The following is a 23,778-nucleotide window of genomic DNA, read 5'->3' as shown; positions in this document are numbered from 1 at the left end:
AAAAATCATAACAAATTGCAATGATGTTAAATATTTTCCATTGAACGCAACGGCTTATACTTTAGTCTCATTTTAGATATATAGAGACGTAGATTATAAAAACCATTGCATCCTACGCAAAATTCTTTACGGAAAGCGAAAAAAGATGTGTAATAAAAGTAATGGAAGCTGCCGGGGTGCAACTAACTTTACATTGTTATGCAGAACGTAGGATTAAGACTCAAACAGGAGCGGAACAGAAAAGGCTATTCCTTACAGTATGTTGCTGCTTCACTGAATGTTAGTACCACTACAGTCTATCGGATCGAAGCCGGAAATAAATATTTAAGTATGGAGCTTTTCGACCGGTACTGTGAACTTTTGGAACTGAATCCCGGAGACGTGTTTTCGAATCCTGCAATGGAAGAACGAGACCGGATTGCTCTTGAGATCGGCCGAAGGTTTATAGAGATAATGGAGTTGGGGGTAACAATTATCCTGCCCAAGATTATGAATATCAATATCCGACCCGGGCCTCTGGACAGTAAAATGAAACAATAGATATGATGGAAAGCGATGAAATAAAAAGCATTCAAGAAAACCTCAAAGATATTCAGGGGGTGTTATCGGAGATACATGGTTTTATGAGAGACCTGAAAAAAGATTACAGCCCGGTGGATGAAAGCATCAGTCTGGATTCGAGTATGCTCGCCATGCTTTTGAATGTCTCTCCTACTACTGTTTACCGATGGAGAGCAAGGAATGAGTTGCCCTACACGATTCTGAGCAGCGGAGCATGTGCCTATCGGTTCGACGAAGTGTACGTGGCCGTCAAATGCGGTCGGTTAAGAGCCCGCGGATTCAATCGGATAGAGGCATTAAGGACTTTATCCGTCTATCGGGACGGTATCATCAGAGGGTGTGGTTTTGAAGCAAAGGAAAAAGACGCATGAATCATATCAAGGAACAAATACTGGAAAGAACGGATGGAGGGTTACTTGTATTCAACTACTATATGCCTTTTCCTTTCAAGCCGAAGAAAAAATTTCAAAACCCGCTCTACGAAGACAGACGAGCTTCCTGTTATATCTATAAAGTGGCAAAAACGGGAGTTTACCGGATGAATGATTTTGGCGATCCCAATTATTCGGGAGATTGTTTTTGGTTTGTCGCCGCCATGTATGGCATGGACGTACAAAAAGATTTTGTGCATATCCTGAAAAAAATTGTCCGTGACCTTTCTCTTCCGATAGCTATACCTGCATACTCGAAAGAGCCTTTTCCGGCACGAAACAGAAAACTCCCATATCTCGAACAAACTTTATCAGAACCGAAAGAAGCATCCATGAGACCTTATAAAATCACAGAAAAACCTTACACCCGGAGCGAGCTTTCTTTCTGGGAACAATATGGTACCGGACAAAATATTTTGGATCGATATCATGTCAAATCTCTGCAAACTTTCCAAAGCGAAAATGCCGAAGGGAAAAGCTACTGTTTTACGAATACCTCAAAAGAGCCGATCTTCGGCTTCCTGCGCAAAGACTATGTAAAGGTATATCGCCCTTTCAGTCAATGCCGGTTCGTTTACGGAGGAATATTGCCGGAAACCTACGTGTTCGGGATGGAGCAACTTCCGCAAAGAGGAGATATACTTTTCATCACGGGAGGAGAGAAAGATGTATTATCCCTTGCCTCTCATGGATTCCATGCCATCTGTTTCAACAGTGAGACAGGCAATATCGAAGAATCCGTCATCGAAATGCTTGCACGAAGGTTCAGGCATATTTTCTTTTTGTACGATATGGACGAAACGGGCATAAAAGCCTCTACACGCTGGTGCGAACGTTTTTCTCACCATAAATTACAGCGGATCGAATTGCCTTTATCCGGGAACAAACAAGAGAAAGATATCTCCGATTACTTCAAGCTGGGAAACAGCACAGAAGATTTCAGGAAGCTGATATCCGCCCATTTGGAACAATTATATACACAGACCATTATGCTTTTAAGTTCGTGTGAAATCAATTATAACAATCCGCCCGATCGTTCCAAAACGGTTATTTCCGTGAACGACGTTCCTTTGGGAACCTACGACAATCTGTTCTGCATTACGGGTGGTGAGGGAACTGGCAAGAGCAACTATATCGCGGCGATTATTTCCGGAGTGTTGCATACTGAAAAGAGGGATTTCCCGATAGATCTGCTCGGACTGGATGTTTGTCCGAATATGCGGAGCAAAGCGGTTCTGCACTACGATACGGAACAGTCGGAATACCAACTTCATAAAAACATCGGAAAAACACTCCGAAGAGCCTCTCTTACGTCTGTTCCCGATTTCTATCATCCCATATTTCTTGCAGCTCTTTCACGTAAAGAGAGATTGCAGTTGATAAAAGACAGCATCGATTTGTATCATCACCGGTATGGAGGAATTCATCTGGTCGTCATCGATGGAATAGCCGACTTGATCCGTTCGGCCAATGATGAAAGCGAGAGTATTGCCATTGTGGACGAACTCTACCGGCTTGCCGGTATCTACAATACCTGTATTATCTGTGTGCTCCATTTCGTCCCGAACGGGATTAAACTGCGTGGGCATATCGGTTCGGAGCTTCAGCGCAAGTCGGCGGCCATCCTCTCCATAGAGAAAGATGAGAATCCGGCTTTGTCGGTCGTAAAAGCCCTTAAAGTAAGGGATGGCAGCCCGTTGGACGTGCCTTTGATGCTGTTCGGATGGGACAGGGAAAAGGAGATGCACGTTTACCGGGGAGAGAAATCTCCGGAAGACAAAGAGAAACGGAAACTTACGGAATTGGGACAAATCGCAAAAGAAGTCTTTCACGCCCAAGAGCATTTATCTTACAACGAACTGGTCGAAAGAATCATGCAAACGGTCGACGTCAAAGACCGTACGGCCAAGAGTTATATCAGTTATATGCGAAACAATGGAATTATTGAACAACAAACGAATAATCTTTACAATCTGAAACTATGATAACAGAGAAAAATTTGAAAAAGGAGGAACAAATCTATTACGATGCTTTTGATGTAGCAAGGATTTTGCGAATACATTTCAAAACAGCTTTGAGGTGGGGAAGAAATGGGAAATTACCATCTTTCAAAATTGGGAACCGGCGTTATTTTCCGGCAGAAGGCATTCTGTCTTATAAAAAAACGATATGGTAAGTTTATACAATTCCATTCTACCTCATGTTGCACCCGGATATTAGGTTTTTGTTTATTTATCCAATTGCCTCCGCCACAATATCTTCTAATAAGAATGGTATCACACCCACATACATTACACCATCCTCGTCCGACCAAAGTTTGCGGCTACCGTCCAACACGACAATCTTACGAAAAAAGTCGCCGGTGTTTCTCAGAGAGAAAGTCTCCTGTGCCTTCTTCTCAGGAGTATCCACATTCAATGCCGACTGAATATACACCTTATTATTACCTGCGTTAACCACAAAATCAATCTCGTATTGCGACAACTTACGCTTACCGTCTATTACACGAGTCAACTCTACAATGCCCACATCCACAGAGTATCCTCTGCGAATCAAATCATTGTAAATCATATTCTCCATCAGATGCGAATGCTCTTGTTGTCGAAAATTCAATCTGGCATTCCTTAAGCCTAAATCCATGGCGTAATACTTCAGAATCTTGTCGAAATATTTACGCCCTTTTACATCCCATCGTCTTGCGCTATGGAAAAGGAATGCCTCCTCCAAATAGTCCAGATAGTTCTTAATTGTATTGTGTGAAGGTAACTTCCCCATCAGAGAACCGGCCGTATTGGCAAGTTTATTTGGATTCGTCAGTGAGCCTACCGACGACGATAGAGCATCAACCAAAGCACTTAATATGTTGTCATCTTTCAGGTTGTAGCGTTCCACAATATCCTTGATATAGACATTCGAGAAGAGCCCTTGTAAGTACTTGCGTTTTTCCTTTTCATCCGGTTCAAGAACCGTCAAAGGCATACCGCCGTACATTAGATACTCCTCCAGAGCATCGGCTTTCTCCATCCGGGACACCGACAAGTATTCTGCAAAGGATAGCGGATAAACTTTTATTTCAGAACCACGGTCACGAAAATTAGTCACGATATCATGCGACAACATCTTGGAATTTGAACCGGTCACATACACATCCAGATTCGGGCGTGCCATCAGATCATTCAAGATATCATAGAACGTGATGTAAAGCATGTCTCTGTCCTCTTCAGGCACCAATGATTCGTCAATGTGTTCATTTTTAATCTTATATGATAGCTGTATCTCATCAATCAAAACATAGTATTTCCTGCCCATATCTTTTGTTTGCTCCATGATATAGTCGTATAGGAGATTGGGATTACGATACTTGATATCCGATTTTCTATCAAGAGCTACCTCCACGAAATCTTCTTTTTGAGCTCCTTCCTCAATCAATCGATTCTTAAAGAGAGTGAAGAGTAGGAATGACTTTCCTGAACGTCTTAATCCCGTAACAATCTTCACCTTACCATTCCATCGCTTTGCGAATAACTGTGCAATGTATTCATTTCTGTCTATTATCATAAATAAGGTCTCTTGATGATTTCTCTGAAATTTTAGTCGTGTATTACAACTGTTTTGTCAGTGCAAAGATATTTTTTTGCTTCGAACTAACAAAAAAAATAGAGGAACAAATCTATTACGATGCTTTTGATGTAGCGAGGATTTTGCGAATACATTTCAAAACAGCTTTGAGGTGGGGAAGAAACGGAAAATTACCGTCTTTCAAAATCGGGAACCGGCGTTATTTTCCGGTAGAAGGTATTCTGTCTTATAAAAAGATGTGGTAAATGAAATAGAAACAAAACGGTTAAAAGCACATCTTTGTTTATTTGGATTATCGTACACAAATAAGAAAATTATAGATATATATCTATCGAAATAAAGATTATCGGATTGACAAATCGGAATTTATATTATAATAAATCCTATCGCAAAAAATATTTTCATTTATTTGAAGTATATTTGCCGATATAAATAGGCACATGAGGGAAATAACGCATATTGCTGTAGCCGAATCTGGTGATAGTGACTTCAAAGAACGGCTTGAGACTAAAAATGCTAAAAGCTGGCTGAAAAGTGTAAGCGCTTTTGCCAACGGAATTGGAGGAACGCTCTATTTCAGCGTAGAAGATCGCACGCGCCGGATAATTGGTGTGCAGGATATTCAATTGACAATCAGTAAAATTGCAGAGCTGATTGTGGCTCGTATCACCCCTCGTCCGGTTTTTGAGTGCATCCCCCTGCAACAGAAAGGAAAAGATATTCTGGCTGTCAGAGTGGATTCCGGAAAACATACTCCTTTCTACTATGTTCACGATCATCACCATACAGCATATATACGTATGGGAGACGAATCTGTTCCGGCGACTGATTATCAGCTTAATGAGCTTATACTGAAAGGAAGAAACGAAACATATGACAGTCAAATAACGGAGAGACTGCGCACAGACTATAGTTTTACATTGTTGGAGGCGACATATTTGCATACCTTGAATCAGCATATGTCAGATAGCGACTATGTTTCTTTCGGTCTGGCGGTAGAAGATGGTCGTTTGACAAACGCCGGATTGCTTTTTGCCGATCAATGTCCGTTACCTGACAGCAGAGTCTTCTGTACACGCTGGAATGGGTTGCAAAGAGGATCAGTGCATGAAGATGAGACGGATGATGCAGAATACAGTGGCAATCTGATATACTTGTTAAAAAGTGCCACTGAGTTTATTCGCAGAAATACCCGCAAAGGATGGACTAAAACAGCTAATGGAAGAGTGGAGAAACCCGACTATGCCGAACGTGCTTATTTTGAGGGAGTGGTGAACGCTCTTATCCATAGGACATATGATTTTCGAGGGACTGAAGTTCATGTGGAAATGTATGACGACCGTTTAGTTATCTCATCTCCCGGGGGAATCTATGGAGGGGGAGAATTGGAGCCCATGAGCGACGGTTCTTATATTTCTAAAAGGCGTAATCCGATATTAGCTGACATTTTCAGCCGGCTAAGGTATATGGAACGTCGGGGAAGCGGGATAAAGAAAATCTTTGAAGCAACGAAGAATCTTTATGGCTATACGGAAGAAAAAAAGCCGTTTTTCCTTGTGAATAAACAGAATGACTTCTTCCTGACGATTCCGAATGTTAATTATCGTTCTGAGTCTGTTACCCCACATGACACCCCACATGATGCCATACATGACACCATACATGATAAAATCGCCTTGTTACTTTCCTTTTGTCAAACGCCTCGCAGCAGAGAAGAGATGATGGAGCTTGTTGGGTTAAAAGATCGCGTTCATTTTCATAAGAAATACCTCCGTCCTTTATTAGAGCAGGAAAAGATCGAAATGACCATTCCTGAAAAGCCCCAAAGTAAGAACCAGAAGTATCGAACGAAGGAGGTAGTCAAATAACATATCCATTCTCTAATATTAAGAGTTCAACAAATTGAGTTTTTATAAGAAATATCTTCCTGTGGGTATGAAAGAGGCGGTGACTCATTGTCTGGATTCTTTCGTGCCGTTTTATTTATATCGTTTGCCCGAACGGGAGGGAGGACGGCTGGGTTTCGGAGTTTCGCTGAGCGGACGAATAGAGCGTAAGACGGCGGATTTTTCCGTTCCCGGTTTTGTCGCGGCTCCTTTCGATTCGGAAGAAGAGGCTTACTTCATTCCGGGGGAATTCGAATGCGGGGGAGATTTGACGGATAAGGCGGTGCGGGATTTGAAGGATGCCGTATTCTCCGGTATCCGCATGCCTTGCCCGGAATCCGGAGATATGGATAAGGAAGCTTACTGTACGGCTTTTGAGGAAATCATGCGCCGGATAGATTCCGGGGTATTGGAAAAGGTGGTTTTATCCCGCACCTTGACCCTTAAGAGGGGCGATTCCGGATTCTCCGACGTTTTTTCTTATTGGGAGTTGCTCCGGAAGGCTTATCCCCATGCTTTCGTTTTTCTCTATTTTATTCCGGGAAAGGGAATATGGGGGGGAGCGAGTCCAGAACTCCTGTTGGATTATGCGGAAGGACGCGTGAAGACGATGGCTTTGGCCGGAACCAGACCCATATCTTTCGAAGGCGAGTTGCTTAAGCCGTGGACACAAAAAGAGATAAAAGAGCAAGGAGTAGTAAGGGACTATATCCGGGAAGTGCTTGAAAATCGTTGTCGCAGCGTAGAGATGTCGGAGACCCGCACCTTTATGGCCGGGAATATTTGCCATTTGTGTACGGATTTTACGGCTTTGACCGGAGACGGCTTAGAAAGCTTGCTCAAAGCGCTTCATCCGACCCCGGCTCTCGGCGGATTCCCCCGTAAGGAAGCTTTGGCGTGTATCCGGGAGGTCGAGGTGCATGAACGCAAATTTTACGGAGGATATTTGGGACCTGTGGGTAAGGATGTTGCAAGATTGTATGTGAACATCCGTTCGATGGAACTGTTTCCCGGGGCATTCCGGCTTTATGTGGGAGGAGGTATAAACGGAGATTCGGTGTTCGAAGACGAATGGGAAGAGACCTCGGATAAGGCGGCTACTCTTTTGAATGTGCTTGGAGTACGTTCCGTCGGGGATAAGGCGAATTTTAATGATAATGCAAGATGATGGATTCGGATTATTCGGATAAGAAAGGCGTAAGCGTATTGATGGATTTATTCGCGATGAAGGGCATACGTAAACTCGTTATGTCGCCTGGTTCGCGAAATGCACCTCTTCTGTTTTCTTTCTCCCGGAATCCCGCTTTCGAGAAATACGTGATTGCGGATGAGCGTTCCGCCGGTTTTTTCGCTCTCGGATTGGCTTTGGCCTCGGGTGAAGCCGTAGGATTGGTTTGTACTTCGGGTACGGCCATGTTGAATTATGCTCCTGCCGTTGCCGAGGCTTTTTACAGGGGGATTCCTTTGGTCGCGGTAACGGCCGACCGTCCGGCCGAATGGATCGACCAGGACGAGGGACAGACGATTCGACAGGAGGGAGCTATGGCCGGTTTCGTTAAGTCGTATTGCAGCCTGAGAGCGGAATTCGATACCTCCGCCTCGGCATGGTATGCCAATCGCCGTTTGAATGAGGTGTTGAACCATGCGCTGATGCCCCGGCGAGGACCCGTGCACATCAATATGTCGTTTTGCGAACCGCTATACGGGACTTCCTCCGGATATTCCGGAAAAGAGCGGGCGATAACGTTCGTGAGGGAACGGCAAGAATTGCCGGAAGAGGTATGGGATATGCTCGTAAGGCGGTTTTTAGAAGCTCCCAGAGTGATGATCGTCGCCGGTTTTTATCCTCCCGACGAAGACGTGTCCGCCGCATTGCGGGATATATGCAAATTTCCCCATACGGTTCTGTTTGCCGAGAGTCTCTCCAATATCCGTACGGATACGGGGATATGTACGGTAGACCGGGTATTGGCTGTAGCCGGAGAAGACGAATCGCTTTATCCGGAACTCCTTATTTCTTTCGGAGGCTCGTTGGTTTCCCGTATGTTGAAAACTTTTTTACGGAGGGCGAAACCGGCGGAGCATTGGGGGATAGACGAGAGGTTCCCGGCTCCGGACACTTTCTGTGCGCTTACCCATCATATATGTACGGGAGCTTCGGGCTTTTGGAAGGAATTCGCCGGACGGTTGAAAGACAAGGCACCGGAGTCCCTCTCACCGGAAGGAGTTTCCTATGCCGGCTCGTGGCAGAAGATAAAACGGAAGGCGTACCTCCTGCACCGTACCTTTATGGCGGATGCGGGGTGGAGCGACCTCAAGGCTTTCGAAGTGATTTTAAGGCATATTCCCCATGATGCTGCTTTGCATGTGGCTAATTCCACGCCCGTACGTTATCTTCAATTATTCGAACACGCGCATTATGCGGGAGGAGAATGGAGCAATCGCGGAACCAACGGAATCGAGGGGGCCACTTCCACGGCAATGGGGTTTTCCGAAGTATATTCCGGAACCACCCTTTTGATTACGGGAGATCTGAGTTTTATGTACGATTCCAATGCTTTGTGGATGCCTTATGTAAACGGGCGGATACGGGTGATCGTGATGCGTAACGGCGGCGGCGGGATATTCCGTTTTATTCCCGGGCCGGATTCTTTGAAGGAATTGGAGACCTGTTTCGAGACTCCGCTCGAAGTTCCCGTAAGGGAAATGGCCGGAGCTTACGGATGGAGATATATGAAGGCCGCTTCCGCCGAAGAATTGGAAACGGTGTTACCTTCGTTTTTCGCATCCGGCGACAGGGCGGTCCTGCTCGAGGTGGAAACGCCGAGGTTTGAAAACGCCCCTGTATTGAAATCGTATTTTACATATATTTCGGGGGAGTCTTACCCCGTAAACCGATAGAACTTACAATTAAAATAGATGAATATGAGAGAATGGAAGGAAATAAAGAAATACGAGGATATTTTATTCGGGTATTTCGAGGGAATAGCCAAGATAACCATCAACCGGCCTGAGGTTTATAATGCTTTCCGGCCGCAGACGAATGCCGAAATTCTGGATGCCATGGATATATGCAGGGAGCGTCCGGATATAGGCGTAGTCGTTTTGACCGGAGCCGGCGATAAGGCTTTTTGTTCGGGAGGAGATCAGCATGTGAAAGGGATGGGAGGATATATCGACGGAGGAGGAGTTCCCCGATTGAATGTATTGGATGTGCATAAGGCCATCCGTTCTCTGCCCAAGCCCGTCATTGCCATGGTCAACGGTTATGCCATAGGAGGAGGGCATGTGCTTCATGTGGTATGCGATTTGACGATAGCGGCCGAGCATGCCCGTTTCGGGCAGACCGGCCCCAAGGTCGGGAGTTTCGACGGAGGTTTCGGTTCTTCTTATCTTGCCCGTTGTGTAGGTCAGAAGAAGACGAGGGAGATCTGGTTTTTATGCCGTCAGTATACCGCTGCGGAGGCCGAAGCTATGGGGATGGTAAATAAGGTGGTACCTGCCGCGAGGTTGGAGGACGAAACGGTGGACTGGTGCAAGACGATATTGAGCCGGAGTCCGATGGCGATCCGGATGATTAAACGGGCTTTGAATGCGGAGCTCGACGGTCAGAGAGGATTGATGGAGTTTGCAGGGGATGCCACCCTTATGTATTATCTTATGGAAGAAGCTCAGGAGGGGAAAAATGCCTTTTTGGAAAAGCGGACTCCGGATTTCGACAAGTTCCCTAAATTCCCGGGTTGATGCTTAAGGCCGATTATATCCCCTATACCTTGAAATTCAGGGAGCCGGCAGGGACGTCGCGGGGCGTTTTGCATACCAGGCAGACTTATTTCGTGAGGGTATACGACGATGCATTCCCCTCTCGGGCAGGTTACGGAGAGGCGGCTTTATTCCGGGGATTGAGTGCGGAAGAGGGAGCGGATTACGAAGAGCGGCTGGCGGAGGTTTGCAACGGCGTTTGCGAGTTTACTCCCGACGCCTGGCAGGCATATCCTTCTTTGTGTTTCGGGATGGAAACGGCGCTTGCCGACTTCGAGGGCGGGGGATTGCTTTTTCCCTCGGCTTTCACTTCCGGCGAGGCGGGGATTCCCATAAACGGTTTGATATGGATGGGGAGCTTCGAAGCTATGCGAAGGCGTGTGGAGGAGAAACGGGAGGAGGGTTTTTGCTGTATAAAACTTAAAATCGGGGCTATCGATTTCGAATCGGAACTCGCTTTGGTACGGATGGTCCGCGAGAAATTCGGGAAGGATGCCGTTATTCGTCTCGATGCGAACGGAGCTTTCGAAGAAGAGGAGGCTATGTATAAATTGGAACGTTTATCCGCCTTCGGAATCCATTCGGTGGAGCAACCCGTCAGAGCCGGGAATTACGCGGCTATGCGCAGGATTGCGGCGAATGCCCCTGTTGCCGTGGCCTTGGATGAGGAATTGACAGGCTTATACGATGAAACGTCCAAACGGGAAATGTTAGCTTATATCCGTCCGGCCTGTATCGTACTCAAGCCTTCACTTGTCGGAGGTTTTTACGGCACGGAGCAATGGATAAGGATTGCCGAATCCATGGGGATAGCGTGGTGGATCACTTCCGCTTTGGAGTCGAATATAGGCCTGAATGCCATTGCCCAGTGGACCTATATTCACGGGAATCCCCTGCCTCAGGGATTGGGTACGGGCGCTTTGTTTACGAATAATACGGATACGCCTCTTTATACGGAAGGCGGTTATTTGAGATATGCCGCAGGGAAGAGACCTTCCCGTTGCGATATCGAGGCCTTGTTCCGGGAAAAATACGGGAACGGGGGATTGTAAACGGATATGGAAAGGGGGGGGATGAAAATTCTGTATGAAGACAGGTATTTCGGTTTGTGGGAGATAGCCGCCGGCGCCTTGGGAGATGATGTTCCATGGAAATCCGCATTGCGTGCATTCGTGTCGGAATGGTGCGATTCCCGGGATTTTATAGAGGTGCGTACTTCCGGCTCTACGGGTATGCCCAAGCTTATCCGTCTGCCTAAAAAAGCGATGGCGGCTTCGGCACGGCTGACCAATGCTTTTTTCGACATATCCCGGGATTCCGTACTGATGCTCTCTCTTCCGCTTTCTTATATAGCCGGTAAAATGATGGTGGTAAGGGCATTCGAAGCAGGGGCCGTTCTGTTGCCGGAATCTCCCTCTTCTTTGCCTCTTTCCTCCCTGCATACGAAGGTCAAACTCGGAGCGCTCGTACCCCTGCAGGTGGAGGACATCCTGTCTTCGGGGGAATGCCACCGGTTCGAAAAGGTAGAAAATCTTTTGATAGGAGGAGGCCCCCTGGCACGGACTACGAGAGAGCGGTTGGCGGATATTCCCACCCGTTTTTTCGCTACTTACGGAATGACGGAAACGGCATCCCATACGGCTCTCATGCGATTGAACGGAGAGGGAGCTTCCGCTTGTTTCGAGGCTTTGGAAGGAGTGCGTTTCCGCCGGGACGAATCCGGATGTCTTTGCATACATGCTCCCCATATTCGGGAATCGGAGTTTTGCACCCGGGATATGGTGGAGCTCGTAGATGAAAGGCATTTCGTGTGGAAGGGGCGTTTGGATTACGTAATCAATAGCGGGGGAATCAAATTCTCCCCCGAGGAACTGGAAGACCTCGTTTTCCGGGAGATGGAAGTCCCTTTTTATATCAGTTCTCTGCCCGATAAACGTCTCGGGGAACGTATCGTTATGGTGGTGGAGGATATGGAGTGGTCGCCGGAAAAGCGCAGGAGGATGGATGCGGTTTTCAGAAGACTGTTGCCCCGTCATGCCATCCCCCGGGAGATTATATATAGGGAACGCATTCCGAGGACGAAATCCGGAAAACTTATCCGTTCCCGAAATATGGACTCTTACCCCCCTTCTGATCTGCACACTACGAGACAATAAACCACACACGCCGACCCCGACAAAAAGTAAGGTCGACCTAACAGAGCATTTAGGTCGACCTAACAGAACGATTAGGACGACCTAAAACAGACGGAGGGTCGTCCTTGCCGGAGCGATACGTCGTCCCCGGCAAAATGGCAGGCTCGTCTCTGTTCTTTGTAAACTATCGTTCTTATCGATGGAAAATGACGACTTGTTTTTGTATTTCTATTGATGTATTCGGAGTATATACACTTTTCGGTCTTTTAAGTCCGGTTCTCTATGCTGACTGTGATAAAGATTATCCGGACAAAATAGAATTCTATCCTCCTGTAGAATGTATAAAGGATTGGGAGAACGACTAGGCTGCTTTGCAGGAATCTTTTATTTACGGAAACAAAATTTCTTTCGGACAACTTTTGCTTCGCATTAAAGAATTACAGCAGCGATTCCGAAGTATCGGCACAACGGGCAAGTAGAAAGTTTTTGCAAAATATTCTACTTCCTAAGGGCGTAATCGTTTTCCATATTATCTCTCAAAAGGTCTCTCAAACCCTCGAAAGAGGAGACAATATAATCGGTGTAGGGGTTGGAAAGGTATTCCTTTCTGACCATCAGGACGGTTGTAAATCCCAACTCCCGTCCTGCTTTTATTTCGGAAGCGGGATCATCGCCTACCACATACGTCTTTCGGTCTTTTAGGTCCAATTCCCTGCTTAATTCACGGAAGATATCCAGTTTGCTCGAATTCGCATAGACGGGATCGTTGATGATTATCCGGTCGAAGTCTTGACTTATCTGCAGTTTTCTCAATTTTTCCTCTTGTAATCTTTTGAATCCGGTAGTCACCAAAATCTTATATGCCGGTATCGCTCTGAAAGCGGCGTAGTCCTCATACGGCACCATGGCAGAATGCTCCAGAGAGATACCGTTCAATTCATCCAAGACAGGTAATATCATTGATTTGGGCAATCCGTACTTCTCGCATACCCTGTCGAACGGATTGGATACGATGTCTTGAATGATCGAGAGGATGATTTCCGCGGTAAAGCGTCCTGATAAATAATCGGTTGCTTTGTGAAGCAACGACGCAAACAATTCAGGATCGATGCTCGAAGTATCGAATATCGTGTTGTCCAAGTCGCAAATGATAACCTGATCCTGCATCTTGTTCTTTGTGTTAATGCTTCAATAAAATGAGAGAGGATGCAAGGGAGCCGCATCCTCTCTCTCTACAGGAAAATGATTAAATCATTTGAGTTTGCCTTCCTTCTTCAATTGCTTTAGGAATTTAGCCCATCCGGGAGCTCTTTTCTCCGCATTCCGGCGAGTACCCTCCGGGTCCCAATAATCCGGCCAATTATCGTTCAGAAAATAGGCATTCTTCTCCATGTCATAAAATAACACAAGATTGTTGTACGCCCGATTGACAGCATCACTTATATGCGCAACAATCGTAAAGACCGTTTCTTCCCCTACCTTCATCTCTATTCGTGCGTAGACCGGAATAGAGTTGATCTTTCTGAATCTAATTTCCCGTGTTCTCGGATTGAACCATTCGATATCGTCTCCCGTGAAAGCGAGCCTTGCAGAAATCGAACCATATTGTGATTCATCATCGGATGCTGTTTCATATTCCGAGACGATCCCTTCCACATTGCCGCTCCTTGTGACGGCCGTTATCAAAGATTTCCCTTCGGTAGCCGGTTCATTGTCCGTTTGGCTGCAACCGGCGAAAACGATCAGACATAAAATAAATACATACATTTTTTTCATCATACAATTCCTCCTATAATAATTTATTAAACAATCTTTTTGCGAATTTCTTCACGAACATTTCAGGAACCGGTGCGATATAAGCTCCCTTTTGATTGTACTGATTACGTCTCCAATCATTTTTTATCGCCTCGATTTCTGCACCATATTCTGAAAATATTACGCAAAACATATAGTGGGACACTGCCTTGGTGGCAGTCTCGCGACTATCGTTAAAATACAGGTTGATAAAGAATACCAGAGCCTCCTGTTGTTTTTCCCGGCAATATGCGATCAGGTTTTTCCCTTCCTGAATCTCCATAAGCACATACGGGTTGCTGATATGAGCATATTGAGAAGAGATTTTTTTGTCCCAGGCCTCATACAGCTTTCTTATTTCGGGATTGTTTGCAGTCAACCCTTTCTCTTTGCTTTTCCGTGTGAACGTTTCTTTTTCGACCGGAGTAAGTTCCACCTTTTCAATCACCGTCAAACCTCTCCGTACCGATTCTTCGAAAGAAATGGATTGGGAAGAATTTTTCCTCAAACCGGGATTGGGATAAGGACCGGCCGGCTTATTAGCATCTCTATAATAAGCGAACACTTGACCATACGAATACATGCCTTGACCTCTAAGAGCATCGCGCGGGTGAAAGATTCTTCTGAGTGCTCCGGGTTTGCTTTCCCATGCGTAACCGTGCGGATGGTCATTGGCTGTACCTCTGCACGAGAAATGAGTAACTCCGCTTATGTTTCCGTTATAGGACCATACGGCTACTTCTCCATTGGTTGCATCGGCATTTTCACGTGTGTATACAGTCGCGCCGGCATATCGTTGCGGGTTGTTGGCAAAGAAAGCGTCCCAACTGCTCCATACGTTAGGATCGCCGTAATAAGGACCAACCAAATAGGGACTTGTATTGCTTTCATAGATGCCTCCCCACGTCCAGCCGTATGTTAAGCCTCCGGCCCATGACGCGCAGTTATATACGTTGGTCTCTCCTCCGCTACTGTATATGCCATCGTTTACCATCAAGTTGGGAAAACTGTTGGCAACCAAGTCTCCGGACATTACCTGCTGGCAGGAACCATACACGTCGCAGTTGCCGTAATAAGCACCGAAAGCACCTACGGAAGATATAATCATATTGTATCGGGCCTGACTCGATGGCTTCGTCAACCTCACGCGTGCATCGTTGAACCACATCTGTTCCATGGGGGGAACGTAGAAATAGGATTCGCCGAAGAATTTCACTTTTTTGCTTCCTTTTTCTTCCAGAAAGAACTCTGCTATACCTGTCGTGTACGCTGTAAAATAGTTGATGATACCCGTGTTCGGAGAATCGACATCCACGGAATAACCGGCTATCGGACATTGTGAATTCAGGATATAACCATCCTGGAAGACATTGACCAAGCCTTGTCTTCCCGTCGTAGTAGAGGCATAATAACTGCTGTATGCCCGGATAACCAGATAGTATTCTCCGGCAGGTAATGTTGCGGTTATTTGGGCGTGATGTCCCAGCCCGGAGGCATCATCATTATAATACGTATAGTTGTGAGGATCATCGATTTTGTATAAATACATAACCGGATCGACGGTGTAATAGCTGTCTCCTTCGATGGGAGTGGTCATAAATGTATGCGTTCCGCTGCTCAATGACAGCTTGCGATGATAAGTATAAGTTACCGGGACACAAACCAGGTGCCTGTAATTTCCGTCGGGATTACTGAGTTCGCGTGGGGTCACTTGCCAGTTCCAGCCCTGGTCATAAGCTGACCTGCCCACAGAGTGGGAAAAAGCACTTAGTCCGTCGTCGCTCTCCGATGTCATCCGGATGATTTCTTCCTGCTCCAACTTGCTCGTCGAAGCATTCCGCTGTTGTTTCAATAGAGCGATAAAGGCATTATACTGAGGATCTTCTTTTATGAGTGCCTGCCGCGCCGATTCAACTTGAATAGCGTCTATTTCGGGAAAATACGGCAAAGAGGACAAGAAAGTAATTTTGTTGGCTCCTTGACGCAGCCGGACTGTTTTTCCATCCTTGAGCGTAACAAAATCCCATTCGGCTTTACGAATGTCAAGCTCTCCGGCATATTCGTCATTAACCCACACTTCGATTTGCTGCAATGTTCCATCCTTATCGGTATAACATGCCATGACGTGTACACCTAAGTAATTGCTCCCCACAGAACCGGTCTGAATGTTAAATGTACGGGCCAGCATTTTCCTTTCTGCTCCGGATCGACTGTCCGAAACCACTTCATCCGAACTTGTCAGGTAAAAATTACGGCCCAGGTATTCTCTGCCGTTATCTGCTTCACCTACGGTCGAGCGTGTCCGGATTTCCGCTTCTTGCGGAATGTCCTCCAAGTCAAACCGGTTTTCGCACCCTGTCAGAAATACCATCAGAACAGCAGCAGCGAAAAATAGTCCAATACTCTGTAACGATAACTTTTTCATCTTTTTACTCTTTTAGGGGTTAGTATTTTATATTGCTTCTCGGTATGATTGTTCCTAAAACGAGTATTTCACTTTCAGATATGCATCTCCGTTTTTTCTTATGGGGTAAAACGGAGCATCTTTTCCGGCGAAGATGCAGTGTGCACCGGCCTTGAGTTCGACATTGTCGACCGGCTTATACGAAAGCTCCGGCAACCAGAACAATGTGCACCCTTCTTTGATGTTATTGAAATCGGCAACCTGAAAAGCTCCGTTCAACAATGATAATTTCAGTTTTTCATCAGCCGATTTCCATTCGCATGTCCACGCCAGCCAGTCGGTCAGGCTCTTCCTCCCTTCCTCGTGAAAGAACCCATGTACGTATTGTACATTCAGGTAGATATTAGCCGGAAAAGTGTAATCGAATCCGAGTGTATATTTCAAATACGGATTGCCGTCAAAGATTGTACTGTCGGGAAGAACCGGATTAAATGTTCCCATAGGACTTTCTATAGAGACCGAACGCGTGAGTATCGTTTTTTCAGGAATAAATAAAGCCGCCTCTCCCCATACGCCCACACTTCCGAGGGAACCGGAAAAATCGGCACTCACGACGTTGCGCAACGAGTATGAGAGCATTGCATCGACAGTCGTATTCATCGGAACAGGCATATCAGGGGAAGTGGGCAGGCTCGTTATTTTCCCTTGAACGGATAAACGGGTCAATACCGGAATCGGTGCATATTGGCGCAACCATCCGAACGAAACGGTATAATTACGTATATCCCGGGCTATTTTGACAGCATAAGTCGATGCTTTCAGTTTCCGTTCGGGCAGATTTTCCATCGGGGAAACAGACAGAGGCTGAAGCCATATATCCGTCATCGTCCCGTCAGGCAACGGCATTTGCCAGCGATCGGGAACTTCAGGCATAAACGCTGCTTTCCAACTTTGGTCGGGAAGTAAGGATGGAGAAAACCGGGGCGTGAATACAGCCGTAAGTGTGAACCCATTCCAATAGTATTTGGCAAGAAGACTATTGGTAGGTGTATGCCGTCCGAAATCCCAAAAGTCCTCCAGCTCCCAAGGGTTGATATTATCCGAAGGGTTGAGCCGGTCGGCCGTTCCCCAGGCAATGCGCTGTCGGCCGATACGGACATCGATATGCTCACTTAAAAAGCCGTATAAATCGACGTATGCTTCTCGAAGCTGTACATTCTCGACCGGTTGGTCGAAAGGTGAAGCTGTGATAAGTTTGCGAATCCAAATATCGGCATGGAGCCGTGCCTTATCGTTTACCTTATACACGGGTTGCAGGCTCATCCGGTATTCCTGCCAGTCAAGCCCTCCGCTTTTCAGGCGGATACGGTCATCGAGTTGCAGACTGCCATTCAACTCGAAAGGTTTATCTTCAACGATTTGAGCGTGCGCCTTGGCAAATATCGTCAGACATGCCATCAGGATAAACAGAAGAAATCTCATGGTTCAATGGTTTATTTCATCAGATTCCGTTCGGTGAAAACATCGTCTTTTAAGCCTGTATTCAGTTCCACATGCTGAAGATGCGTTTGTGTCGAACTGCCTCCTGAAAGGTCTTTCATTTCAGATGTTTTGGCAATAAGAAAACCTTTGTGATTGGAGATTTCCGAGACGGTCATCCGTTTGGAAGCCACTCCTTTCTTGTTGTAGAAAACAACTTCCACGGGGAAATAGGTATCCGCTTTTATCCGGATATCCATCTTGGCATAATCTGTCTTGACCCCCTTTTTCGGTGTAAGCGACAATGTGTATTCGCCGGCTGACCGACTTTTCAGTTCTGCATCCCATTTATCGGCATAACGTTTGGCCTCCAAATCTTCATAGGTGTAATCCGTTCCGGCAAAACGGGTGTTCTTTACGTGCGAAGCTATCCGACGCGTTTTTCCGAAAGCCGGCAAATAAAGAATCTGATTGTCGTTGGGGAGCGAGAGAAAAGCGATGCCCTTCTGATCTGCAGGCGAGAGGAACCGAACCAACCGTTTGTCGGTTCCTTTCTGAAAGACCTGCATGGTGCGGACACTCCGACTGCCGTTTTTGGCAGTGATTGTCATCGTGCTGGTTGCTGTCACATCTTTAGGTGCATTCAGCACACTGTCTGCTTTTTCTAAAATGGTTGTAGCATTTTGAGCCGATGCTGCCGAATACGAAAGCAGAAAGGCAGCCATGAAGAAGAAAGATAATTTTTTCATTGTTTCTGAGTTTTATTAAGATTGATATGAAAACATAGAATTATCGAAGGCAGGAGGAGAGTTGCCGCCAAGCCGGATACGAACATGGTAGCAAACATGATCAGACCGAACTCTTTCAATGGTACGAGATCTGCAAACACCAAAACCAGAAAACCGAATGCAACAGCCGTTACATTGAACAGGATGCCCTTTCCGGAAGTCTGAAGTGTTTGGATGACAGCTTCATTGCATTCTTTCCCCGATACGAGCGCATTCCGGTAACCGGAAATAAAGTGGATGGAATAGTCTACCCCAATCCCTACGGCAACTCCGGCAATCAGCACAGTCGCCAGATTAAGGGCGATGCCGAGATAGCCCATCAGTCCGAAGATGAAAAGGATGGCACTCATAAGCGGTACAAATCCGACAAGGGCGCTTTTAAGCGATTTGACCAGAAATGTCATACAGATAAATACCAATATGCAGGCTAACAGCAGACTCCAGAAGAGATTCTGCATCAAATTATAGTCAAAATTCGAATAGATGGAAGGCAATCCGGTTGTTTCGAATTGCACCGTACCGGATGAATGTGCGGCGGCATATTCGTCGATTTTCCGGCTTACCGCATGATAATCTCCGGTCGGTGCATTACACATGGTAGCATGGATCATGCCTTCACTTTTGTCGGTATTGCAGAGCTGCTCCATTACGGGTTCTCCTTCGAGCAGGAACCAGAGGTTTTGTATTTTCTCTTGTGTGTCGGGTATTTGCTTGCCTTCCCCCATAGCCTGATTCATTTCTTTGATAAGCTCCGTTACCGATTGCGGATTATGCACATGCGGAAGTCTGGAAAGGAAATCTTCGAAATCTTGCATGGCTGCCAGCGTTTCGGGACGTCTCAGGTCAGCAGTCACCTTGATCTGAATTGGGAGGGTTCCTCCGAATTCCCGGTTGAGAAAGGCCGCAGATTGTCTTAACGGATGCTTTTCTGGGAAATAATAGAGTACATCAATGTTACTTTTTAGTCGGAAAAGGCCGGCTCCCATCAGAAGAATCAAGCCACCGGCACAGTAAAGAACCATTTTGTTGCGATGTATGGAAACTCCGGCAAGCCATTGCAAAATATCGGAAAGAACGTGTTTCTTCTGTTTTCTCTCCTGATGTTTCAAGGGTGGAAGATAGGACTCGACAGCCGGAATAAAGGTAAGTGACAAAAGCAGGCAAAAGAATGTACCCAATGCCATAAAAATACCGAAATCACGAATGATGCTCAGGTATGTTCCCGGAATAAATGAAAGGAAACCGACAATGGTCGTCAGTCCGGCCAGCATTACGGGAACCCCTATAATCGTTATTCCCCTTACGACGATTTCCTTATGATTTTCGCCGTTTTCAAGCAATTTGAAAAAGTTCAGAACATGTATTGTGTAAGCTGATCCTACGGCAAAAAGGACAACCGGAATCGAGCCGGATATGGGAGAAAGTTGAACATGGAACAGTCCCATCGCCCCCATACTCCAAATGCTGCCCATCGCCACGGAAAGCAGCGGAAGGAATATGCCTCGCAACGAATGCAGTGTCAATGCGAGAATAAGAGCAATCAGCAAGCAGACAAGGGGAACAAGCCGGATCAGATCCTTTTCCGTCGATTCCGTAAGGCTTTGTTGCTGCATCGGCAAACCGTCGCAATAAACAGTTAATTCGGGATGCGATCGCCTGACTTCATCAAGCAGGTCATTTACCTCCCGGGCAGCTTTTTCCTTGTCGGCAGCTGTTCCGACAAAAACAATGATTGTCGTACTTCGCCCGTCTTCCGACAACAGTCGACCACGATACATCTCTTTATTCAAAATATACGACTGTAAGGAGGGTAAAGAGTCGGAAATTATCTCTTCATCCATCAATCGGCCTATTTCCACTCCGTCATTACGATGCCTGATATCGATTACATTGGCCAGGCCGGTTACCTTCTCCACTCCTTCTATTTCGGAAATGGAGTCGGTAACCTGCCGTATAACCGATATTCCTTCTGGCGTTATAATGGTATTTTCCGTATTGCTCATCCCGATTACGATGATATTTCCTGTGGCATATAAGCTGTCCGTTCGCTCAAACAGCATAACTTTCCGATCATCATCGGGTAAGTAGGACATAAAATTGGAGTTGATGGTCAGCTTGGTCGAAAAATAGCCGAGTATCAACGTAACTGCTACGCCGGCCGTAATGATGGCAAGACGTTTTTTGACGATAAATTCTGCAATACGGTTCATATACGATATAATTTGAAATTTACTTATACAACTGTGAGTAACGCCACTGAATAGGAGAATCGACTACTTTCGGGTACGATAAGTAAAACCCGGTGCCCTTGCTTGAGTTTACCCGAATGGAATAATTCGTCGAGCATTAAATAAATAGAAGCCGACCCGACATTTCCCACATAAGGCAAATTGAGGAACCACTGTCCATCCGCCACCGGATAACCTTTCATCTCAAAGCCTTTTTTCAGCTTATCGAAAAAGTACATTGAGGATATATGAGGAAGCACGTAGTCTATTTCATTGAAGCCGATATCATGTTTGCAAAGATTCTCGCAAACGAAGTCGACTCCTTTTTCTATGACATGGGCTCCGAGAAGTCTCGTATCCTGTTTAACAGCGAAGTAAGATTCTCGTCCCCATTCCAGGGGATCGGCTTCTTTCCAGCTTTTGAAACGTTCGTTCTCGAAAATGGCTCCTGCATACATGCAGACCTCCAGTTCATTTGCGTAAGAGATGGATTCGAGCCAATCGATTCTCAAAGACAAATCTCCTCTGCATCTGTTTTCGAATAAGAATGCTCCGGCACCGTCCGATAACATCCAACGGAGAAAGTCTTTCTCAAAAGCAATAATCGGCTTTTCTTCGACCAGACTCAGCATTTTATATTCTTCTTCAAAATTATCGGCACGAAGTACAGGTGAGACCAGTTCCGATCCTGTCGATACGGCATTCTGGGACATGCCGGAAAGAACGGATAAATAAGCATGTTTGAAAGCATGCATACCCGCACAACAGACACCCGAAGGAGAAAGCAGATCTATCGGCTTATTCCCCAAAAGACCATGTGTCATAACGGCATGTGATGGGAAAAGTTGATCCGGAAGCGACGTTCCGCAGGCTAATAAATCTATGTCCTTAAATGAAATAGCCTGATCGAATAACTTGTTTACGGCAATAGCGGTCAATTCTGCGTTTGTGTAAACAATCTTTCCCTCTCTGTCAAGAGAATAATAGCGTTTCTTAATCCCGTTTTGACGAAGAATGATACTGCGGACTCTGGAAGGATGACCACCGACCATCCCCAGGATTTGTTCCATGTTGTCATTCTCAACGGCTTCGTTAGGAAGGAAAGAAGATGTTCTTGTAATAAAGACTTCATTCATAACTGTTCTTTGTTTTTTTTGATTTGATTATACGGTTCATGATTGGTGAAACAAATATCAATGCCATTAAAATCCATATTTGAAACAGCAATAAACGAAAGCGATATATTTTGTCTGCAGGCTGAATAAAATGTGCCCATCTTTGAAATTTCCCAAGTATATATTGTTCTTTCAGAAGTTGTTTTTCTTGATATTGAATTCTGATTCGGTTCGACTTATGCAATACTTCATCTAAAACATTCCAAACTTTTTCCTGCTGCTTTTCCATGTTTCTAAACGGGTTATTCTTTCCTGTAAAGAACCATCTGACAAACCGGAAAGCGCTTGACCGCTCTTTGGATTGATCCGAGATTTCCAGCTCGGCAACTATATGCCCGCCACGACTTTCTACATGCGCCGCCATTTGTTTCCTTGCCATGGCTCCGGTATTGCGATAGCAGGTAAAGAGAATAACTTCTCTATCTTTCACGATTCGACCGAACTGCGTAGAGTTTATGAAAGACTGTATGGGTAATGAAAGATGAAGGAACCACGGCTGAAAACCAAGTAAAATCATATCATCTTTCTCAATCTTTATTTCGTCGCATACAATCCGGCATCCTTTCTGTAAAACAGAGTCGCAGAAGACACTAAAGAAACGTTTCCTGTTCCAAGGAAAAGGAAATGGTTTCGCACAATGAATGGGATTCCAGACAAGGACGTAATCTCCCAGATAAGGACGCATCGATTCTTCTATCAAGTATTTCAAAGAACCCGATTGCGAATAATAGACTATTTGTATCCTTCTTTTTTCCATATCCTTTGTAAGATACCGACCGCTCGGTTTGTGTTGGGGTAAAAAAATTATTCTTTCAATGTCCGATAAAATTTTTCATATATCTCCTTCAGTGAGTCGGTCGAAATACCGGAAGAAAATGCCATACTCAATCCCAATCCTCGTGGGATAAGCATAAGAAGAGACAGTGTTAAATCAATATCCGTATTTTTATGGATTTCTCCCTTTTGAACAGCCATTTGCAGCACTTCTCTCCATTCATTTTCTTCTTCTGAAAATGTATTTTCAACTTTGCTCTTAAAATCCGGATAAAATTCTTCTACCTGAAAGGCCAGCTTGAAAAAATAAAAGTCATCAACTTTGAAATCGGTCATTTCCCGCAATTTATCAATATGTCCTTTTCTATGTTCAATAGCTTCATTAAGTGCATTTTTCAATGGAGTGTTTGTTTCATCATCAGAATAATGAAAACTTCTGAGAGCCGGGAAAAAGAACAAATCCATTGCTTTGGCAAAGATTTCTTCCTTGCCTTGGAAATGATGATAGATGGCCCCTTTTGATAAGCAGGTTTCTTCTTGGATATTTCTGATTGAAACACCATTATAGCCTTTTTGAAGAAAAAGGCCGAACGACTTTTCTAAAATAAAGTTCTTTGTTGCGTTCATATCATTATCCTTTGCTGCAAACAAGACCGAGCGGTCGGTTTACAGGTGCAAAAGTAAGAAAGATTTTAAGAGATGCAAAAAATACAGCATAAAAAAATCGTCCGTGTTGAATAATCCAATGTAGAGTTGACTCATATATATGAAAACAGCAGGCT

At 45.4% G+C, this 23,778-nt stretch carries 21 protein-coding genes; 11 read left to right on the top strand and 10 right to left on the bottom strand.

Translation table 11 applies throughout. The features are described 5' to 3' along the window. The first annotated feature begins 198 nt into the window (after positions 1-198). Genes C3V43_RS12250 through C3V43_RS12235 form a run of 4 tightly spaced genes read left to right on the top strand, consistent with a single transcriptional unit; the run spans position 199 to position 3,168 of the window. Positions 199-540, top strand: coding sequence for a helix-turn-helix domain-containing protein (locus tag C3V43_RS12250; protein WP_097627129.1), 342 nt, complete (start codon positions 199-201; stop codon positions 538-540). 2 nt (positions 541-542) lie between these two features. Beyond that, on the top strand, positions 543-932 hold the full coding sequence (locus C3V43_RS12245) for a helix-turn-helix transcriptional regulator (RefSeq protein WP_004585374.1): 390 nt from the start codon (positions 543-545) through the stop codon (positions 930-932). Further along, positions 929-2,977: a bifunctional DNA primase/helicase gene (locus C3V43_RS12240; RefSeq protein ID WP_039416616.1), complete on the top strand. Its 2,049-nt coding sequence runs from the start codon at positions 929-931 to the stop codon at positions 2,975-2,977. The genes C3V43_RS12245 and C3V43_RS12240 overlap by 4 nt, the downstream gene beginning before the upstream one ends. After that, positions 2,974-3,168 (top strand): helix-turn-helix domain-containing protein, encoded by a 195-nt coding sequence (locus C3V43_RS12235; protein ID WP_013815645.1) that lies wholly within the window; start codon positions 2,974-2,976, stop codon positions 3,166-3,168. Before C3V43_RS12240 ends, C3V43_RS12235 begins: the two co-directional genes overlap by 4 nt. Positions 3,169-3,224: 56 nt before the next feature. Here the strand turns inward: C3V43_RS12235 and C3V43_RS12230 are convergent, their stop codons facing one another. Next, complete coding sequence (locus C3V43_RS12230; protein ID WP_074453639.1) at positions 3,225-4,550, bottom strand: ATP-binding protein; 1,326 nt, start codon at positions 4,548-4,550, stop codon at positions 3,225-3,227. Between the two features lie 38 nt (positions 4,551-4,588). On the opposite strand from C3V43_RS12230, the gene C3V43_RS12225 reads away from it, so the two are divergent. The 7 genes from C3V43_RS12225 (at position 4,589) to C3V43_RS12195 (ending at position 12,375) form a co-directional block, all read left to right on the top strand. Continuing rightward, complete coding sequence (locus C3V43_RS12225; RefSeq protein ID WP_005874658.1) at positions 4,589-4,816, top strand: helix-turn-helix domain-containing protein; 228 nt, start codon at positions 4,589-4,591, stop codon at positions 4,814-4,816. A 195-nt stretch (positions 4,817-5,011) separates the two neighbouring features. After that, entirely contained in the window at positions 5,012-6,439 is a 1,428-nt protein-coding gene (locus C3V43_RS12220; protein ID WP_077083045.1) for an ATP-binding protein, read from the top strand. Between the two features lie 67 nt (positions 6,440-6,506). Further along, a complete protein-coding gene (locus tag C3V43_RS12215) occupies positions 6,507-7,625 on the top strand; it encodes an isochorismate synthase (protein WP_077083044.1) in 1,119 nt (372 codons plus the stop codon). Then, the gene (menD, locus tag C3V43_RS12210; RefSeq protein WP_235655849.1) at positions 7,622-9,358 is read left to right on the top strand and encodes a 2-succinyl-5-enolpyruvyl-6-hydroxy-3-cyclohexene-1-carboxylic-acid synthase; all 1,737 of its coding nucleotides are present in this window, start codon (positions 7,622-7,624) and stop codon (positions 9,356-9,358) included. Before C3V43_RS12215 ends, menD begins: the two co-directional genes overlap by 4 nt. 18 nt (positions 9,359-9,376) lie before the next feature. Then, positions 9,377-10,201, top strand: a complete 825-nt coding sequence (menB, locus tag C3V43_RS12205) for a 1,4-dihydroxy-2-naphthoyl-CoA synthase (RefSeq protein ID WP_021679043.1) — start codon at positions 9,377-9,379, stop codon at positions 10,199-10,201. Further along, positions 10,201-11,271, top strand: coding sequence for an o-succinylbenzoate synthase (locus C3V43_RS12200; protein WP_106070033.1), 1,071 nt, complete (start codon positions 10,201-10,203; stop codon positions 11,269-11,271). The genes menB and C3V43_RS12200 overlap by 1 nt, the downstream gene beginning before the upstream one ends. 21 nt (positions 11,272-11,292) lie before the next feature. Beyond that, on the top strand, positions 11,293-12,375 hold the full coding sequence (locus C3V43_RS12195; RefSeq protein ID WP_106070032.1) for an AMP-binding protein: 1,083 nt from the start codon (positions 11,293-11,295) through the stop codon (positions 12,373-12,375). Positions 12,376-12,852: 477 nt separating this feature from the next. On the opposite strand, the gene C3V43_RS12185 is transcribed toward C3V43_RS12195, so the two are convergent. The 9 genes from C3V43_RS12185 to C3V43_RS12145 all read right to left on the bottom strand — a co-directional run bounded on the left by C3V43_RS12185 (position 12,853) and on the right by C3V43_RS12145 (position 23,623). Continuing rightward, positions 12,853-13,521: an HAD family hydrolase gene (locus C3V43_RS12185; protein WP_106070030.1), complete on the bottom strand. Its 669-nt coding sequence runs from the start codon at positions 13,519-13,521 to the stop codon at positions 12,853-12,855. Positions 13,522-13,605: 84 nt separating this feature from the next. After that, positions 13,606-14,133 (bottom strand): hypothetical protein, encoded by a 528-nt coding sequence (locus C3V43_RS12180; protein ID WP_014226283.1) that lies wholly within the window; start codon positions 14,131-14,133, stop codon positions 13,606-13,608. A gap of 10 nt (positions 14,134-14,143) precedes the next feature. Continuing rightward, positions 14,144-16,573 (bottom strand): DVUA0089 family protein, encoded by a 2,430-nt coding sequence (locus C3V43_RS12175; RefSeq protein ID WP_021665022.1) that lies wholly within the window; start codon positions 16,571-16,573, stop codon positions 14,144-14,146. Positions 16,574-16,627: 54 nt separating this feature from the next. Beyond that, positions 16,628-18,034: a hypothetical protein gene (locus C3V43_RS12170; protein WP_129588763.1), complete on the bottom strand. Its 1,407-nt coding sequence runs from the start codon at positions 18,032-18,034 to the stop codon at positions 16,628-16,630. Between the two features lie 11 nt (positions 18,035-18,045). After that, positions 18,046-18,780, bottom strand: coding sequence for an outer membrane lipoprotein-sorting protein (locus C3V43_RS12165; protein WP_021644789.1), 735 nt, complete (start codon positions 18,778-18,780; stop codon positions 18,046-18,048). Further along, positions 18,777-21,029 carry an efflux RND transporter permease subunit gene (locus tag C3V43_RS12160; protein ID WP_106070028.1) on the bottom strand — a complete coding sequence of 751 codons (2,253 nt, stop codon included), beginning with the start codon at positions 21,027-21,029 and terminating at the stop codon, positions 18,777-18,779. The genes C3V43_RS12165 and C3V43_RS12160 overlap by 4 nt, the downstream gene beginning before the upstream one ends. A 23-nt stretch (positions 21,030-21,052) precedes the next feature. Beyond that, positions 21,053-22,183 (bottom strand): beta-ketoacyl-ACP synthase III, encoded by a 1,131-nt coding sequence (locus tag C3V43_RS12155; protein ID WP_023847326.1) that lies wholly within the window; start codon positions 22,181-22,183, stop codon positions 21,053-21,055. After that, a complete protein-coding gene (locus C3V43_RS12150) occupies positions 22,176-22,739 on the bottom strand; it encodes a hypothetical protein (protein ID WP_217349951.1) in 564 nt (187 codons plus the stop codon). Before C3V43_RS12150 ends, C3V43_RS12155 begins: the two co-directional genes overlap by 8 nt. 287 nt (positions 22,740-23,026) lie before the next feature. Next, a complete protein-coding gene (locus C3V43_RS12145; RefSeq protein WP_129588761.1) occupies positions 23,027-23,623 on the bottom strand; it encodes a TetR/AcrR family transcriptional regulator in 597 nt (198 codons plus the stop codon). Between the last annotated feature and the right edge of the window lie 155 nt (positions 23,624-23,778).

Origin of the sequence: Prevotella heparinolytica (assembly GCF_002998535.1) — a bacterium.
Lineage (GTDB): Bacteria > Bacteroidota > Bacteroidia > Bacteroidales > Bacteroidaceae > Bacteroides > Bacteroides heparinolyticus.
The sequence above is the reverse complement of the archived record's forward strand: the minus strand, read 5'-3'. Positions and strand labels throughout refer to the sequence as shown.